The 16,858-nt window shown below is 44.8% G+C and carries 15 protein-coding genes; 8 read left to right on the top strand and 7 right to left on the bottom strand.

Going from position 1 to position 16,858, the window contains the following annotated elements:
- Positions 1 to 41 precede the first annotated feature (41 nt).
- From QNI24_RS02460 to QNI24_RS02445, 4 genes are all read right to left on the bottom strand, one after another.
- Complete coding sequence (locus tag QNI24_RS02460) at positions 42 to 1,235, bottom strand: HEAT repeat domain-containing protein (protein ID WP_283708472.1); 1,194 nt, start codon at positions 1,233 to 1,235, stop codon at positions 42 to 44.
- Between the two features lie 78 nt (positions 1,236 to 1,313).
- Positions 1,314 to 2,840, bottom strand: coding sequence for a HEAT repeat domain-containing protein (locus tag QNI24_RS02455; RefSeq protein WP_267175833.1), 1,527 nt, complete (start codon positions 2,838 to 2,840; stop codon positions 1,314 to 1,316).
- A gap of 10 nt (positions 2,841 to 2,850) precedes the next feature.
- Positions 2,851 to 3,582 (bottom strand): hypothetical protein, encoded by a 732-nt coding sequence (locus tag QNI24_RS02450; RefSeq protein ID WP_267175832.1) that lies wholly within the window; start codon positions 3,580 to 3,582, stop codon positions 2,851 to 2,853.
- Positions 3,579 to 4,127, bottom strand: a complete 549-nt coding sequence (locus QNI24_RS02445) for an RNA polymerase sigma factor (RefSeq protein WP_283708471.1) — start codon at positions 4,125 to 4,127, stop codon at positions 3,579 to 3,581. The genes QNI24_RS02450 and QNI24_RS02445 overlap by 4 nt, the downstream gene beginning before the upstream one ends.
- 286 nt (positions 4,128 to 4,413) lie before the next feature.
- Between QNI24_RS02445 and QNI24_RS02440 the strand changes: the two genes are divergently transcribed.
- Together QNI24_RS02440 and QNI24_RS02435 are read left to right on the top strand one after the other, a co-directional pair.
- Positions 4,414 to 5,031: a DUF4166 domain-containing protein gene (locus tag QNI24_RS02440; protein WP_267175830.1), complete on the top strand. Its 618-nt coding sequence runs from the start codon at positions 4,414 to 4,416 to the stop codon at positions 5,029 to 5,031.
- Complete coding sequence (locus QNI24_RS02435; RefSeq protein WP_267175829.1) at positions 5,015 to 6,136, top strand: saccharopine dehydrogenase NADP-binding domain-containing protein; 1,122 nt, start codon at positions 5,015 to 5,017, stop codon at positions 6,134 to 6,136. The genes QNI24_RS02440 and QNI24_RS02435 overlap by 17 nt, the downstream gene beginning before the upstream one ends.
- Positions 6,137 to 6,154: 18 nt before the next feature.
- Here QNI24_RS02435 and QNI24_RS02430 read toward each other — a convergent pair whose 3' ends face one another.
- Together QNI24_RS02430 and QNI24_RS02425 are read right to left on the bottom strand one after the other, a co-directional pair.
- Complete coding sequence (locus QNI24_RS02430) at positions 6,155 to 6,322, bottom strand: hypothetical protein (RefSeq protein ID WP_267175828.1); 168 nt, start codon at positions 6,320 to 6,322, stop codon at positions 6,155 to 6,157.
- Positions 6,323 to 6,448: 126 nt separating this feature from the next.
- Complete coding sequence (locus QNI24_RS02425; protein ID WP_267175827.1) at positions 6,449 to 6,634, bottom strand: hypothetical protein; 186 nt, start codon at positions 6,632 to 6,634, stop codon at positions 6,449 to 6,451.
- Positions 6,635 to 6,796: 162 nt separating this feature from the next.
- Here QNI24_RS02425 and QNI24_RS02420 point away from each other — a divergent pair, with 162 nt between their 5' ends.
- The 6 genes from QNI24_RS02420 to QNI24_RS02395 are packed head-to-tail and all read left to right on the top strand — an operon-like array spanning position 6,797 to position 14,746.
- Positions 6,797 to 7,696 (top strand): recombination-associated protein RdgC, encoded by a 900-nt coding sequence (locus QNI24_RS02420; RefSeq protein ID WP_267175826.1) that lies wholly within the window; start codon positions 6,797 to 6,799, stop codon positions 7,694 to 7,696.
- Between the two features lies 1 nt (position 7,697).
- A complete protein-coding gene (locus QNI24_RS02415; RefSeq protein WP_267175825.1) occupies positions 7,698 to 8,354 on the top strand; it encodes an HD domain-containing protein in 657 nt (218 codons plus the stop codon).
- A 2-nt stretch (positions 8,355 to 8,356) separates the two neighbouring features.
- Positions 8,357 to 10,342, top strand: coding sequence for a transglycosylase SLT domain-containing protein (locus QNI24_RS02410; protein ID WP_267175824.1), 1,986 nt, complete (start codon positions 8,357 to 8,359; stop codon positions 10,340 to 10,342).
- On the top strand, positions 10,339 to 11,589 hold the full coding sequence (locus QNI24_RS02405; protein ID WP_267175823.1) for a multifunctional CCA addition/repair protein: 1,251 nt from the start codon (positions 10,339 to 10,341) through the stop codon (positions 11,587 to 11,589). Before QNI24_RS02410 ends, QNI24_RS02405 begins: the two co-directional genes overlap by 4 nt.
- On the top strand, positions 11,586 to 14,111 hold the full coding sequence (locus QNI24_RS02400; protein ID WP_267175822.1) for a M14 family zinc carboxypeptidase: 2,526 nt from the start codon (positions 11,586 to 11,588) through the stop codon (positions 14,109 to 14,111). Before QNI24_RS02405 ends, QNI24_RS02400 begins: the two co-directional genes overlap by 4 nt.
- Positions 14,108 to 14,746 carry a sulfotransferase family 2 domain-containing protein gene (locus QNI24_RS02395; RefSeq protein WP_267175821.1) on the top strand — a complete coding sequence of 213 codons (639 nt, stop codon included), beginning with the start codon at positions 14,108 to 14,110 and terminating at the stop codon, positions 14,744 to 14,746. The genes QNI24_RS02400 and QNI24_RS02395 overlap by 4 nt, the downstream gene beginning before the upstream one ends.
- Before the next feature lie 365 nt (positions 14,747 to 15,111).
- Here QNI24_RS02395 and ggt read toward each other — a convergent pair whose 3' ends face one another.
- A complete protein-coding gene (gene ggt, locus QNI24_RS02390; protein ID WP_267175820.1) occupies positions 15,112 to 16,752 on the bottom strand; it encodes a gamma-glutamyltransferase in 1,641 nt (546 codons plus the stop codon).
- Between the last annotated feature and the right edge of the window lie 106 nt (positions 16,753 to 16,858).

Here is a 16,858-nt window from a genome sequence, read left to right as displayed (position 1 = left end):
AGCCTAATATATTTCAGACTTCGGCTTGCTTTTGCTTACTTTTAGAGCAATTTTTCCAACTGACTGATGGTGTCTTCATTGTCGGATTGGCTGAGCCAGAACAAAGCTTTCTTTTTAATGTTACGGTTGTAGTCGCCTTTAATCACACTGAATAAAGCGGCTGATGATTGTTCGCTGGGTAGCTGTGATAAGACGAATACGGCATTTTCTTGTTCCGATTCTCGGCTTGATGTTTTCAATAAATCCATGGCCGCAACGCGGGCGCGTTCAGGGCTGTTTTGGGCCAACCAAAACAATGATTTTTCACGCACTTCAGCGTCTTTGTGGTCTTTGACCAATTTAGCCAGCTCCTGATTGGCTTCTGATGTTTGGATTTGGGACAAAGAGAAGATGGCTTTTTCCTGTACTTCATCACTTTCAGTCGTGCTCATTAATTCGATCAAAAACTCTGGTAAATCTGTCACGCCATCGGTTTGGCTCAACCAAAAGATGGCATCGGCTTGTTGTTCAGAATCTCGATCTTCCAATGCAATACCTTTTAACAATGCCACTGAATCTTTGGTCTTGTTTTGGCTTAATGCGAAATTCAATTTGCGACGCACCTCACCCACCGGCAAGCTGTCATATAATTCTGCCAAGTACTCATACCCATCACTTTGGCGCTGACCCAACCAGAACACCGCTTGTTCTGAATATTCGCCGGCATTGTCTGCTGCTAAATCAACCAACGCCTCTGGTGCGGCATCGCCTTGATGTAAACTCAAGACATACAGACTGTTGTTAGAGTCATGGGCATTCTGAGAGGCCTCGTGTTTCAACCAGTTGATGCTTTCATTATTACTCACATCCGTCAACCAATCTACGGTCAAGCCTTTGGCCTTAACTTGGCAATGATCACCCATGGGCATCACTCGCTTAATACCGCCATTGTCTAAATGAACAAACACATGGATATTATCGGTGTACAGGCTGTCGCTGGATGAACCAAAACCATATTGTTTCTTGGTTAAATCACAAGCGGCTTTTTCACCTTGGTTATAACAACACATGGAATGGGTTCCTGCGGCGGCAGGGATGCTGTAGGCGAACCAACCATCATCGGCGCTTTTTAAATATGAAGACAAGTTTTCAGATACAGCGTTTGTTTCTAAATCTAAAAAAGTTTGTGCGTTTACCAGGCCAACAGACATCAAACTGATACCTGCTATTTGTGTAAGTTTCAATAAATTTTTCATCATAGTCTCCTGTAGGCTCGTCAAAATTGACGAGCGCATGGTTTTATAATTAATCAGTGTTCGGGGGAATTGTTTATTTCAATCTTCTATGGCATCAATCAATGCATCAGGGTTGGTCATGCCGATCATTTGAATGATTTTCTTTTTGATTTCATGGTCTGTTTCTGTTTTCAGCAATTTCACCATGACTTCTGAATTATCTTGCATCATGAGGGCATTGAGTACGCCGTCTTTAACTTGGTGGTCGCCTTCTTTGAATCTGGCCATTAAAAAGTCCTCATCCAACTCAGTAGATGACATCCCAAAGGCTTCGAAAAAAGCATCGTCATTCGCTAAAGATGGATCGTCTTTGTACATGTTCATCAAAACATCAGTGGCATCCATAATCCCCAAGTGTCTTATAATCTGACTTTTAATTTCACCATCTGTCTCATCCACATAAACTGACTGCAACGCTTTGACTTCATCCATCGCCATTAAGGTATTTATCAGGTGCGCTTTTCGACCTTGGCTGCTCTCAGATTTCAGAATATCAACTATCACATCCGCATCTACATCAGTGGCTATGAACACACTGCTGATGACGTCTTTTTCAGATTCATTCTTTGCTTTTTTATATAATTTTGCTAAGTAATCACCCATGTTGTCATCATCAACCATGATCAAAGAATGGATCGCTTGGTTTTTGATTTCTTGGTCTGTTTCACTATCAATCACCTCATACAAAAAACTGGCATCACCTGATAAAGCCAATGCCTCCATGATGGCTCGCTTACTGTCTCCTATAGACTTTTTATAGAGGTTTTTCAGTGCAGCTGATTCTCCTTTGATACCCAACATTTGAATCAAATAATGATTAAGTTCAGGGTCCGTTTCTTGTTTCAACATCGAGATCAATTCATCATTGTCATCATGGTGAATAAACCCTTGAATAATCGCTGATTTAATTTCTTTGTCTTGCGAGTTCTCATAGAGCTTTTTCAATTTTTCACGACTCTTATCACTGTCTCTTAAGCTGAGCATTTGGATGGCTTGTTGCTTTAGACTTCTGTTGGTTTCAGACGTGGCGAATCCGAACAAATAATCAACCACCTCATCACTGTCACTTAAGCCCAGTAACTGAATCGCGTTTTGTTTGACGCGCATTGACTCAGAAGTTTTTAGCATGGCTTGGATTTTAGGCAAGGCTTTTGCTGGGTTGTTGAACATGATTTGTTGTAAAGTGAACAGCTTCAACTCTTCATCCAATGCTGCTTGGTGACTTGAGTTTTCACCGCCATCACCATGTTCAAACAACAGCACTTGGGCATCATCAACCCAGTCACTTTCAGGGTGGTTCTTGATCAGACGTTCAAGCAACCTTTTGGCTTGGGCTTTTTGTTTGATCTTATAGTGTGAATAAGCCTGCCAATACTTTGCAGCCGCCTTCAGCTCGCGTTCTTTGGCAGCTTGTTCAAAGGCTCCAATGGCATCATTCCAGTCTTTGCTCATCATGGCGGCATGACCGAATTCATAAGCTTCTGTGGCCTCTTTATCAGCGCCATAAATGGCTGGGGTACTGAATAATAAAATCAGCATGGTAATTTTTTTTATTGATACACGCATGGTTCTGCTCCTAAATAATGTCGTTTTTCTCTGCCAATTGTTTCTTCATTGTTTTGATTTGAAACATCAGGTCATTCGAGGTTGAGTTATTGACCCAGTTGGCAGCGGGTTGTTGGCCATGGATTTGGTTGGCCGGGTTGTTGGCATATTCCAGCAACACCGGTTCTAAATTCTTTAAAATTTGTTGGGTAAACTGGCCCTCGTAATTGGCCAAAGCTTGTTTAAAAATGCGGTTCGATGTCAGCAAGCGTTGTGCTGTTGATTGCATAGTACTGGTGCCATTGCCATTACTGACTTGGGTCAGAAAAATTTCGCTTTGTGTCAGGTGTAACTGAATATTTTGGGCCAATAACTGCTCTTGTAGTTGCCCATCAATGCCACCATTCACTTGTTGTCTACCAGCCCAAAATGCCACCATAACCAAACCTGCAACCAAGACAAAACTGGCCAGGGAATAATGTGGCTGTAGCATGTAGCTCTGAAGTTTATGCCACCAGCTCACTTTATTTTCAGCAGGACTTTCTAATTGGTCGGCAATCTGGTGCCACAATTGTTGTCCATAATCAGCTGGCAATGGATTCTGGTTGTGTGCATTAGATGCGTTTTCTATGGCTTGCATATCAGCCTCCAGTTGGTCCAATTGTTCACAGGCTTGTTTTGATTGCAAAACAGCATCAGTCTCTTCTTGACTGGCTTCACCTAAGTAAACCATCAATAGCTTTTCATCATCAATGTGTTTCATACATTTGCCCCTGTGGTCAATTGTTTACGCAGTTTTTGTACCGCGCGGAATATGGTTTGTTTACAGGCATTACTTTTAATGTTCAATACTTGAGCTGTTTCATTAATCGAATAGCCTTGGTGATGCTTCATGGTCACCGCCAACCTTTCCACATCACTTAAATCAGACATGGCTTGGCTCAGCCGTTGGTTCAAATCCAAGTGATCTTCAGTGTTGATGCCGTGGTCTGGAATGTCTTGTTGCAGGTCTTCTGTATCCAACGAATCTGCTAATAGCCGATTAGATTTACGCAAATAGTCAATGGCACTGTTGGTGGTTATTCTGAGCAACCAGGTTGAAAACTTGGCGTTGGCTTGGTAGCGATTTATCGCTTGAAATGCCTTGATGAATGTTTCTTGTGCAATGTCTTCTGCATAACTGGCATCAGCCGTATATCGGTATGCCAATCGATTAACAGCTGTCGCATAATGCAACACAATCAAGCGAAAGGCTTGTTTATCACCTTGAGCGGCGCGCTGTACGATCTGCTGGTCGATTTCGTTCATCATGTCAGCTTAAACGCAGCTAAGATTAATTTGGTTATAATTTTTTTGAAATTTTTGTGATTAAAGTTTGCTACAGCCATTTGAATGTCAGCCTATTGCTAGCTTTAAAATGAAACCCTATACTGCTTTGATGAAACCTATGTTCCAAATGATATGTTTTGTCTTGTTGTTGAAAGTCTCCAAGCAAGCCTCAGGCGTGGTTAGCGTTTGTTTTGCAAGTGAAATTCAGCCCACCAAACAGGGTGCTGTAGTATAATAGTAACCATCGATTTGCAGGCCAACGACTGTGCACAAGCAAAACCAAGGAAACAACCACATCAAATGGCATTTGGGTAAAAATTGGCACCGGCTTCATCCCGCTGTTCAACGTCGTTTCAATCGCTTACCCACCGCTGACAAGCCCATCGTTTACAAAGGCAACATGGAAGTGGTGGCTTGTTCAAAAGCGGGTTGGTTGTTTGCTTTTTTGACTAAAATCATTGGTAACCCATTGAGCCCATACCAAGGCAAGAACATCCCCATGGATGTGGTTTTGACCACCCGCCCGGACCGCCCTGGGGTTTATTGGTGCCGCACCTATTATTTTCCCAATAAAAAACCATTCAGTGTAACCTCGGTGAAAAAAGATGATCAAGGCCAAATGATGGAAATGGTCGGTGGTGGTTTTGGTATGTTCTTGGATGTGTTTGCTAAAAGCGGCGAACTACACTTTGTAAGCAGCCGCTATGTGTGGAAATTTATGCGCTGGTATCTGCCCCTGCCCCATTGGCTCAGCCCAGGTAAAACCCACGTCATACACCAAGATTTAGGACAAGGGAACTTTCGCTTCAGCATCACCATGGATCACCCTGTGTTGAAAAGGACTTTTTACCAAACAGGAATTTTTCATGAACACCACGACTGACAGCAAGCACGTCTTGGTATTGGGAGGTTATGGCACCTTTGGCAGTCGCATTGTGCGTGCTTTGTGTGACAAGGGTTATCTGGTGACCATCAATGGTCGTCATTTTCACCAAGCTCAAAACCTCAAGCTCAGTATCTTGGCGCACAACATCAATGCGCGGGTTAAGGTCTCTTGTTTTGATGTCGGTCAGCAGCTGAAAGTGCATTTAAATAAACTTAAACCTGATTTAGTGATACATACCTGTGGCCCATTTCAAGGTCAAGACACCACCATTGCAAGAACCATCATCAAAACAGGGGCGCACTGTATCGATTTGGCTGATTCGCGTGATTACGTTAATCAGATGAGTGAATTGGATGCCTTGGCCCAATCCAAACAGGTCTCGGCCATCACCGCTGCCAGTACCGTTCCGGCTTTGTCTTCTGCGGCTTTAACTTACCTAAAAAACAAGTTCAAAATCCAACATTTTAACCAGGTCGACATCGGCATTTCTCCCGGTCAGCGCACTCCCAGGGGGCTGGCTACAACCCAAGCGGTACTTTCCTATCTGGGTAAACCGATGCGTTCATGGCAAGGCAACCCAACTAAAAAATACGGTTGGATGGATACCTATCTACAAACTTATCCGAATGTAAAGGAGCGGTTGATGAGTAATTGCGAAGCACCAGACTTGGACTTATTACCCGGTTATTTCAACATAAAAAAATTGTCTTTCGCTGCAGGCATGGAAAGTAAGTCACTGCACAGGTGTATCGGTTTGTTGGCTTGGTTAATCAGATTGGGGGTACCGCTTAAACCTGAAAAACATGCCCAAGGACTGCTCAAAATGAGCCGGTGGTTCGATCGGTTTGGTAGTTGTGATGGTGGCATGCATGTGCATGTTATGGCAGAAGACGGAAGTGATCAGCTGTTAGAGAAGACTTGGTTTATTGAGGCTTTTAACAACCACGGCCCACAAATACCTGCCGTTCCAGCCATTGTCATGGCCGATAAAATACTGACGGGCGACTATCAGATTGGGGTGTTGCCTTGTGTCAATTTAATCAGCTTGGAAGAATACTTGCGCGAGCTAACCGACTGTGAGATTAAAACAACCACAGCCTGACAAATTTAAAAGTCAGGTCTACTTGCGTCTGTCGTGCTTTTGTCGACGGTCTGTGGAACCATCATCTCTGGGTTCAGTGCGGCGATCAGATGAAGCATCGCGGCGGCTTTTGCGCCTTCTTTCAATCGGCTCGTAGCGAATTTTTTTCTTGTTGCCACTTTGTGAGGCGGTTCTGGTCTCAAACATATTTATACCTTTTTACATTGTTAATGATTCATCCAACAATGGATTCACACCCAACCAAAATACCATAAGGCCAATCAAAATACAGTAAATGCCGTTGGTTTTTTGCGCTATTGTGCTGTTTTTGTTCTACTTGGTATTGGTTTCATCCCACGTGTCATTACCTTTTCTGCGGTCAACATGAGACCGACGGTCTTGCTTGTTATCTTCCTCCCAACGAAATTCCTCTCGTCTTTGCTGACCTGAACGCCGTTGCCTTTTTCGCTTATCAACCCTTTTTACTGCTTTTTTCTTTTTTTTAAAAAACCCAAACATGCCATCACCTTGATTATTTATTGTCCTGCTACGTACAATGATTTTTTTTGTACCCAACATTAAAATACCATAAGCAGATTTTTTCCTCCACAATTTCTCACATTTTGTCAATCTTCGTTCACAGAATTGACTAAAATGGAGGTTTTTAATTTTGGATGATTTATGTGGTTTAAAAATGCCCGTTTGTTTCAACTCAACGAAGCTTTTTCAATGGATGCTGAACAGCTCTCAGATGCGCTGAAAAATGATGCATTGAAGTCTTGTGCGCCAATGGAGGCGGTTTCAAAAGGCTGGGTTTCACCCTTTGGCTCTGGCAGTGAATTGTTTGTTTTACAAAGCGGTGATGCTTTGTTATTTACCTTAGGAGTTGAAGAAAAAGTGTTACCTGCTGCGGTGGTCAACCACCAACTGAACCAACAACTTGATTCGATCAAAGCTGAATCAGGACAAAAACCAGGACGCAAACAACAAACTGACATGAAACAACAATTGATGTTAGAGATGTTGCCGCAAGCTTTCATCAAACCCAAAACCGTCAGCGCTTACATCGATCTCAAGCTGAATTTACTGGTGGTCGATTGTGCCAGTCAGAATGCTGCCGAGGATTTGGTATCCCAATTACGACAAACATTGGGCTCGTTCAAAGCTGCGGCATTTGGCCCCTCTTCTTCCATGGCTCAAGTGCTGACACAGTGGGTAATCAAAGCACAGGGTGATGGTGGCTTTGAATTGGACAGCGAGATTGTGCTGGAAACTTTAGATGACTCCAAAGGCGTGGTCAGAGGCAGAAACATTGCACATTTAGATGACCAGATGAAACAGCACATTGACAACGGCTACCTGGTCACTGAGTTGGGACTGGCCTACCATGACCGGGTTGAGTTGGTATTGGCGCATGACATGGGCATCAAGAAAATCAAATTCACTGACATCGTGCTAGACCAACTGGATGATGAATCCATCGAGTCAGAATGGCAGTTATTAGACAGCCGCTTCACTTTGTTCAGTCTAGAATTACGGGCTTTATTGAAAGCTTTATTCGAGGTGTTTGGTAGCCATTGATATGACTTTAACAACCATGACAGATCAACAACTGAATCATTGGGAGGCTGTGTTTGAATCGCACATTGCCACAGTTGAAGCAGCTGATGCGGGTCATGACATTGCTCACATCAAACGGGTGGTTAAATCTGCTAAACAGTTCTGTGCCGCCGAAGCAGCCAACCTCTGGGTGGTGCTACCCGCGGCATGGCTGCATGATTGTGTGCAAGTAGAAAAGTCGTCACCATTGCGCAACCAAGCATCGAAAATGGCAGCCGATGAAGCCATTGAGTTACTGCAACAGTGGCAATACCCGCACACCGACTGGCCAGCCATTCACCATGCCATTATTGCCCACAGTTTCTCAGCCAACATAGCTTGCGAAACCTTGGAGGCTAAAGTGGTACAAGATGCCGATCGAATGGATGCATTGGGTGCCATTGGCATAGCCCGAACATTGCTGGTGGGCGCACAATTTGGCAATCCTTTAACATTTCATGAAGACCCTTTTTGTTATCATAGGAAAGCTGACGATCAGGCCGCCATCATTGATCATTTTTATACCAAGCTATTGACCTTGAGAGATACTTTTCAGACCAAATCTGGAAGACAGGAAGCCACTCAAAGAGACCAATACATGCGGTCCTTCTTACAACAACTAGAACAGGAAATCAGTTAATTATGAGCCACAAACTCAGTCACTCATTGACTTTGGTTATTACCACCGTAATGTGTTTGCTGTGGGTCTCATCACCGCTCATGGCTGGCAGCGATGCTGAACGAAAACTGTTCAGGTCTTTGTATGCCAAAGCATTACAAGGCAAAACACAAGAAGTGACCCAAAAACGCGCGGCACTGAACAATTACCCCATCGACCATTATTTGGACTATGCCTTAATCAGGAGCCAAATAAAAACGCTACCAGAACAAGCCATAGCAGATTTTAAAAAGAAACACCCAGACAGCCCGCTGAATAAACAGCTCAAACGGCATTTATTGAATGAGTTAGGCCGACAAAAACAGTGGTCAACCTACCTCAATTACCACAATGGCTTTGATCAAGGCAATCGACAATGTTGGTACTTACGGGCCAGAATCAACCAACAACAAACCCAAGGATTGCCTGCGCTGATTCAGGCCATGTGGATGAGTGGCTTATCAGCACCTGACAGTTGTAATGCGGCTTTTAAATGGTGGCAACAACAAGGTCATTTAAATGATAAGTTGTTACTAAAACGAATCAAGCTGGCATTTGAAAGCAACAACATTTCACTGGCACAACACCTCAAGACACAACTGAATAATGCCCCGCATTGGGTTGATTATGCCATTGAACTGATGCGCAATCCTAAAACCGGTATCGAAAGTTCGTTTCAATGGCCCAGTGAAGCTGAATTGCCATGGTTAATTTTCAAAACCAGCATGCGCATGGCCAAGAAACAGCCTGCAAGCTTGTATCAAATGTGGCCCAACATCAAGGCATCACATGCCCTAGAAGAAGAGCACCGTCACCAAATTGAACGAACCATGGCGTTGTTTGCTGCCACTGATTATGAACCTTTTTCTATCAATGCCATGCAACAATTACCCAGCAACATGAAGGATGATCAAATCTTGGCATGGATTGTGCGTTATTACTTAAATGCAGGACAATGGCACAGTGTCCTAGATGCCCTGAAACAAATGTCATTGCGCCAATTGACACAAGATCGCTGGCAATACTGGACCGCCCGCGCCCTGGCTAAAACCGGTAAACAAAAAGAGGCCAAAAAAATCTTCGAAGCTTTGAGTTTGAAAACCAATTACTATGGCTTTTTGGCTGCCGATCACCTACGCAAACCCTACCACATGTGCAAAAAACCGGTGACACCGAATTTAGCCAATTTCACCCCACCACCAGCCATCGTTCGCGCCATTGAATTACATCATGCGGGCTTGATGACGGCTGCCAGACGTGAGTGGAACACCCAGTACAAAGCCTTGGGTCGGGATGAAAAAATTGCTTTGGCTGCCTTGGTCAAGGATGAGGGCTGGTATGCCAAAGTCATCACCACCATGGCCGACTTGGGCCTGTGGCACAATTACGATTGGCGTTATCCAATCGCCCACGAACAAATCATTAAAAACGAAGCCAACAGCAACAACCCGATGCCGCAGTGGGTCATGGCCATCATCAAACAAGAAAGTGCTTGGGCCAAAGATGCGGTATCCCATGCCAACGCCCATGGCTTGATGCAGCTGATTCCACCGACAGCCAAATCGATTGCTAAACAACTCGGCCTCAACCTCAACAACAACCGAGAATTACACCAGCCCGCTTTGAACATCAAACTGGGCGTGCAATACCAAAAAAACCTCTACAAACAATTCAATCATCCCATCTTGGTGGCAGCGGCGTACAATGCTGGTGAGGGCAAGTCAATTGATTGGAGCACCGGCTTTTCTCAATCACCCGACATTTGGATTGAAACCATTCCCTACAAAGAAACCAGAGGCTACATCACTAAAATCCTTTCCAACGTGACCATCTACGACTGGTTAATTAACCAACAACCTAAGCGCATCTCAAATTGGATGCCCACCATGCCCATCGATGGCACCGTACCCAGACCCTGGCCAAATAAATTGGTCAGCCAACAACAAGTCAATGCCACTTGTGCACCATGACTGAGTTTGACTCTCAAGTAACAACCTACTTGGTAGGCGGTGCGGTCAGAGATCAATTACTGGGCCTAACAGTCAAAGACCGAGATTACGTGGTAGTCGGCGCAACCCCTGAGGCTATGGCGGCACAAGGCTTTTTACCCATTGGTAAAGATTTTCCAGTGTTTTTACACCCTGAAACCAAAGATGAATATGCCTTGGCCAGAACCGAGCGCAAATCAGGTGTTGGTTACCACGGCTTCATCTTCAATACTGACACCACTGTGACATTAGAGGATGACTTACTGCGACGCGACCTCACCATCAACGCCATCGCGCAAGACCAACAAGGCAAGTTGATTGATCCCTACGGCGGTGTTGAGGACCTCAAAAATGGTTTACTCAAACACGTCTCGCCGGCTTTTGCGGAAGACCCTGTGCGGGTGTTGCGGGTGGCTCGTTTTATGAGCCGTTTTGCCGATTTAGGTTTCAAAATACATTCCGAAACTCAAGCACTGATGCGGCAGTTAGTCGATGCCGGTGAGATAGAAAACTTGGTGCCTGAAAGGGTCTGGCAAGAAATCAAAAATTCCTTGAACCAAGCCAAGCCTTCGGCATTCTTCCTGACTTTGCGTGAATGCGGTGCATTGGTCAAACTGCTGCCAGAAATTGATTGCTTATTCGGCATCCCACAAACCAAACGCTGGCACCCTGAAATAGATACTGGCTTGCATGCCATGTTGGCCATTGATCAAGCCAAGGACTTGGACAATGATGTGGCTTATGCGGTGATGGTACATGATTTGGGCAAAGGCATCACACCCGAAGACGTGTTGCCCAGTCACCGCGGTCACGAGGCTGCTGGTTTGCCCTTGGTTGAGGCCGTCAGCGAACGCTTAAAGGTACCCAATCACTACAAGAAACTGGCACTCTTGGTGTGTCGTTGGCATTTACATGCACACACCATCATGGAATTAAAAGCCGCCAGCATCGAAAAATTATTCACGCGCCTACAGGCCTACCGCCAACCACAATTGTTAGAAAAATTTGTCTTGGCCTGTGAGGCCGATGCCACTGGGCGCTGGGGCGAAGAGTTTCAACAATACCCACAAGCTGACTTCATCCGCCAACTTTTTCAGGCGGCCTATCATGTCGACAAGAAACCGCTGTTTGAGCGCGGTTATGAAGGCGAAGCATTGGGCCAGCAAATTAGACAACTGCGAATTTCTGCCATACAATCCAAGAAAAAAGAACTGATGGAAAACTTATGATAAAAAAATCCCTTACCTTAATTTCCCTGCTCATACTGGCGCCGTTACTGGTGGCGAAACCGCTTGAGTTTTATTTACCTGAGGGCGAAATGTATGATGCCAGTGTTCCATCTCCTGAGGCCATTTTGGGCCAACAGCTGGGAGATAAACACCTGCGCCATGACCAATTGATCAGCTATTTGAGCGTCTTGTCTACATCACGACCGAATGCCCAATTGATAGATTATGGCCGCAGTAATGAAGGCCGCCGCTTGGTTATGCTGGCCATCAGTTCGGCTGCCAACATTGAAAATATAGAACAGGTGAAAGCCGACCCGGATGTGTTGAAAATACTCAATGGCTTCAGTGTTCACGGCAACGAATCAAGTGGCTCAAACGCTTCGGTTTTATTCGCTTGGTACTTATTGGCGACCAATAACCCAGAGGTCAAAGCCGCCATGGAAAACACCGTGGTATTGATTGACCCCAGTTTCAATCCTGATGGCCTTTCGCGATTCACCACTTACGTCAATAACAACCGTTCATTGACTACCGTAACCGATGCCAACGACATGTCACATGTGGAACAATGGCCCAGCGGTCGCACCAACCATTATTGGTTTGATTTGAATCGTGATTGGTTGCTGTTAACCCAGACCGAATCTAAAGCAAGAATCAAACAATTCCACCAATGGCAACCACACATCCTCACCGATCACCATGAAATGGGTTCAGCCGCCACCTTCTTTTTCCAGCCCGGTGTACCGAGCCGAAAAAACCCGCTGATATCTGCTAAAAACGTTGAATTAACCAATGAATTGGCCAAATTTCATGGCAAGGCTTTGGATGCTGTGGGACAACGTTATTACAACGAAGAATCATTTGATGATTTTTATCCAGGCAAGGGTTCCACTTATCCCGACTTACAAGGCAGTGTTGGTATTTTATTTGAACAAGCACGTGCCATGGGCGGTGTGATTGATACCCGCAACGGCCAAACCACATTGGCCAATGGCATTCGCAACCAGTTCCTGACTGCACGTTCAACTCTGGCCGGCGCACAGGCCAATCGACAAGCTTTTATTGACTACAAAAAGAATTTCTTTACCCAAGCCAAACAAAATGCCAAAAAACTTTCTTACAGTGGTTATTTAGTCGATGTCGGCGCCAACCCACTGACCGCTAAAAAGTTAAGAGACTACTTACAACAACACCGCATTGAGTTCGAAAATTTAGCCGCAGATAAAACGGTTGATGGCCACAAGTACTCAAAGAACCAAGCGCTGTACATTCCATTAAATCAAGACCAGACCACTTTGGTACAGTCTTTATTCAACACCGATACTACTTTTGAAAACAACACTTTTTATGACGTTTCGGCATGGAATTTGGGCATGGCGTGGGGGCTGAATTGGACCAAGGTCAGTTCAAGGCCCAGCAGCAACAATGAAATACCCTCATACCGCCCACAAAACAGTTATAACAAAAATGCCAAAGCCTATGTGTTCGATTGGCACAGTGGCAATGCACCAGCTGCCTTGCAGTACTTGACCCAACAAAACAAAGAAATTTTCATCACGGGTAAATCATTGGATATAAATGGGGTCAAAGTACCAGCCGGTAGTTTCATTCTGCCAATTGCCAATAACGCCAATGAAGACGAACTGTTTTCACTGTTAAGCACCATCACCGACGCTTTTTCGGTCAAATGGTATGCCTTGAGTACTTCGATGGCCGATAAAGGCGTTGATTTGGGTTCTCCAGCGGTGCAAAAACTCAAAACACCTAAAGTAATGATGCTAGTCGGTATGGGCATTGATGCCTATCAAGCAGGCAGTCTCTGGCACTTGTTTGATACCCAAGTTTACCTGCCACTGACTAAAGTTCGTTTATCAAATTTGAGTCGAGTTGACCTGAATCAATACACTCACATCATTATGCCCAGTGGTAATTACAAGTCGGCATTTGATGAGCGCATGACCAAAAAGATCGATACATGGGTTAAAAAGGGTGGGCATTTGGTGGCGATTCAAAGTGCCGCCACGTGGGTAGAGAACAACCTACAAAAAACAGCCACTGATGAGTCAAAAAAAGCCTCAGGCGATGAACAGGAAAAAGCAACAGCCAAGCGCAAGGCCTATGGTGATTTTGAGGCCGATCGGGCACAAAAAGTACTGGGCGGCGCCATCATCAGTGCGGATGCAGACCTCACTCATCCATTGGCCTTTGGTACACATTTAAACACCCAGCACGTGCTGATGAAAGGCAGTTCTGTGTTATCAAAACCAGATGCAAAAAATGACCAAGAGATTTATAACATCCCCTTGCAAGTATCGGCTGAGATCAAAGCGGCTGGATTTGTCTCTGACTACTGGCTGGAAAAGTTACAGGAGGCACCATTGGTGGTGGCCGAAAGAAGTGGCAATGGCAGCCTCATCAAGTTTGGCTTTAATCCTAATTTTCGGGCTTTTTGGTATGGCACTCAAAGGTGGATGATAAACAGCGTCTTCATGGCCGATTTGATCAGAAAAACGGCACGATGAATTGGGCCAAACGTGCTCTCAGGACGCTCAAACAGGGCCGACGGAAACTGAAACGCAAGTCACATACATTACCGCTGTGGTATGACGAGCCGGACTTTATTTTTATCCACATCAATAAAACCGCCGGCAGCAGTGTTGAAAAAGCCCTTAATTTACCATTTGAACACCTCACCGCACAGGAAAAGCAAGCTGAGGTGGGTATGCAAAAATGGCAAGATAAGTTTACTTTCTCATTCGTGCGCAACCCCTTTGATAAAGTGTGTTCACACTACCGTTACCGCGTCAAGACCAACCAAACTCAGCTGAAAGACAAACCACTGTCCTTCAGTGACTGGGTCGCCTTGAGCTATGGTGAAAAAAAACCTTTTTATTATGATCAGCCACGCATGTTCATGCCACAAACTGATTGGTTGTGCGATGAACAAGGACAAATTATGGTTGATGCGGTTTACCACTTTGAGTCATTGCAAGAAGACTTCCAAACCATCAAAAAGAAATTTGGCCTGAGCGCTGATTTGCCGCATTTAAAACCTACTAAACCGGTGTCCTATCAAACATTTTATGATAACCGTGCCAAACAAATCATCGAACAACACTTTGCCGCTGACTTGGATGCTTTTGGTTATGAGTTCTAAAAAAAATCCCAAATCAGAAGACTTGGGATTAAGAGGTATAAACCGAATGTTTGAGAAATCGGTTATAGGGCACATTTGATAAGTAAAACAATAACATACAGAATATTCTTAATGCAAGTTTTAAATCAAATATTTTAATAAATATTTTAGATAAACGCCCTATATAACTGATATATATAGTTATTTTTAATATTCAGCATCTTAATCAAAATCCTTTATCACCCAACTAACCATTAACTTTGTCGGATTGGTTTGGCTTCAACCCAACCAAAACGGCTGTTTTACGGTATTTTTGGTCACACCATTAAAGACAAGTCGAATGATTTAACACATGTGCCATTCGCATTTATCAGCTTACGTACCAATCAATAACCAGCGGCGTGGCCGTCTTTGCGTGATTCAGAGGCGCCCCAGTAAACACCGTTTTCAGCCCGCATGATGGCTTGATATCCACCGTAAGGCCCGTTGGCAAATTGAATCTTATGGCCTTTGCGCATCAATGCGCGGATGGTGCTGTAGGAAAAACCGGTTTCTAAATTCAGTATGCCACCGTCATTCATCACCTCATCCGTCGGCTCAGATGAACCCGTGTGGTGAATTCTTGGGGCATCACCAGCAGCTTGTACATCCATTCCAAAATCAATCATGTTAATGATGATTTGCGCATGACCCTGAGGCTGCATGGCACCGCCCATCAAGCCAAAACTCATCCATGGTTTTTCATTTTTGGTGACAAATGCCGGAATGATTGTGTGGAAAGGTCGCTTGCCACCCTCAAACACATTGAAGTGACCTTCTTGTAAAGAAAACATTTCACCACGGTCCTGCAAAATAAATCCCAAACCCGGTGGCGTCATGCCTGAACCCATACCGCGATAATTACTTTGAATCAAGGACACCATGTTGCCGTCTTTATCCGCTGTGGTGAGGTATATGGTATCACCATGGTCCAAAGCAGGGTTGCCTGCAGGGTAATGACTTCCAGCACGATTGAGGTCAATCAGCGCAGCTCGTTTTTTGGCATAGTCTTTGCTGATCAGCTGTTGTACTGGAATTTCGTTGTATGCCGGATCGGCATAGTACTTGGCACGGTCTTCGAAAACCACTTTTTTTGCTTCGGTGAACAGGTGCACATATTCTGGGGAGTCATGGCCCATGGCAGCCACGTCATGTTGTTCCATGATGTTCAAGATTTGTAAAGCGGCAATGCCTTGACCATTGGGTGGTAATTCCCACACATCGTATCCACGGTAATTACTGCTCACTGGGTCGATCCATTCACCACGGTGGGAAGCCAGGTCCTCATAACTTAAAAAACCACCGTTGGATTGCATGTAATCAGCAATGGTTCGTGCCATCTCTCCTTCATAAAAAGCTTCACGACCACCTGCAGCGATGGCTTTTAAGGTTTTGGCTAAATGTGGATTTTTCCAAACTTCACCTTCTTTAGGCGCTTGTCCATCGGTGGTGAACTGTTCAGTGAATCCTGGCCATTTGCTCAAGATAGGTACTGAACGGTTCCAGTAATAGGCAATCAACTGCGAGACCGGAAAGCCCTTGTTGGCATAATCGATGGTCGGCTGTAATACCTCCTTCATTGGCAATTTGCCAAACTTATCATGGAGCATGAACCAGCCGTCTACGGTACCCGGTACGGAGACTGGTAACGGACCATGAGATGGGATTTTGTCATAGCCATTGTCTTTGAACCATTGTAAGGACAATGACTTGGGCGAGCGGCCAGAGCCATTCAAACCGTAAAGCTGTTTGCTTTTGGCATCCCAAACAATGGCAAATATATCACCACCGATGCCGTTTCCAGTCGGTTCCACCAAACCCAACATGGCATTGGCAGCAATCGCTGCATCAATGGCATTGCCGCCTTTTCGCATCACATCCAAAGCCACTTGGGTCGCCAATGGCTGTGAAGTTGCGGCCATGGCTTCAGTGGCCAGAACGGGTGAACGGGTGGCAAAATCAAAGCCAGTGACTCGATCAGCAGCCATGACTGCTACCGTGAATTGAATAAAAATTACGCATATCAATAGTTTGTGTGTGTGTTTGTGCATGATGTTGTCTGTTACTTTTGCTCATCTGATTCGTTAAGATTAT

This window comes from Marinicella marina (assembly GCF_030065545.1).
GTDB lineage: Bacteria > Pseudomonadota > Gammaproteobacteria > Xanthomonadales > Marinicellaceae > Marinicella > Marinicella marina.
Note: the sequence above shows the minus strand (reverse complement) of the source record. Positions and strands in the feature narration are given on the sequence as shown.

Coding starts and splice junctions, on each gene's coding strand:
- QNI24_RS02460 (WP_283708472.1), bottom strand. CDS start 1,235: ATGAAAAATTTATTGAAACTTACACAAATAGCAGGTATCAGTTTGATG.
- QNI24_RS02455 (WP_267175833.1), bottom strand. CDS start 2,840: ATGCGTGTATCAATAAAAAAAATTACCATGCTGATTTTATTATTCAGT.
- QNI24_RS02450 (WP_267175832.1), bottom strand. CDS start 3,582: ATGAAACACATTGATGATGAAAAGCTATTGATGGTTTACTTAGGTGAA.
- QNI24_RS02445 (WP_283708471.1), bottom strand. CDS start 4,127: ATGAACGAAATCGACCAGCAGATCGTACAGCGCGCCGCTCAAGGTGAT.
- QNI24_RS02435 (WP_267175829.1), top strand. CDS start 5,015: ATGAACACCACGACTGACAGCAAGCACGTCTTGGTATTGGGAGGTTAT.
- QNI24_RS02430 (WP_267175828.1), bottom strand. CDS start 6,322: ATGTTTGAGACCAGAACCGCCTCACAAAGTGGCAACAAGAAAAAAATT.
- QNI24_RS02425 (WP_267175827.1), bottom strand. CDS start 6,634: ATGTTTGGGTTTTTTAAAAAAAAGAAAAAAGCAGTAAAAAGGGTTGAT.
- QNI24_RS02420 (WP_267175826.1), top strand. CDS start 6,797: ATGTGGTTTAAAAATGCCCGTTTGTTTCAACTCAACGAAGCTTTTTCA.
- QNI24_RS02415 (WP_267175825.1), top strand. CDS start 7,698: ATGACTTTAACAACCATGACAGATCAACAACTGAATCATTGGGAGGCT.
- QNI24_RS02410 (WP_267175824.1), top strand. CDS start 8,357: ATGAGCCACAAACTCAGTCACTCATTGACTTTGGTTATTACCACCGTA.
- QNI24_RS02405 (WP_267175823.1), top strand. CDS start 10,339: ATGACTGAGTTTGACTCTCAAGTAACAACCTACTTGGTAGGCGGTGCG.
- QNI24_RS02400 (WP_267175822.1), top strand. CDS start 11,586: ATGATAAAAAAATCCCTTACCTTAATTTCCCTGCTCATACTGGCGCCG.
- QNI24_RS02395 (WP_267175821.1), top strand. CDS start 14,108: ATGAATTGGGCCAAACGTGCTCTCAGGACGCTCAAACAGGGCCGACGG.
- ggt (WP_267175820.1), bottom strand. CDS start 16,752: ATGGCTGCTGATCGAGTCACTGGCTTTGATTTTGCCACCCGTTCACCC.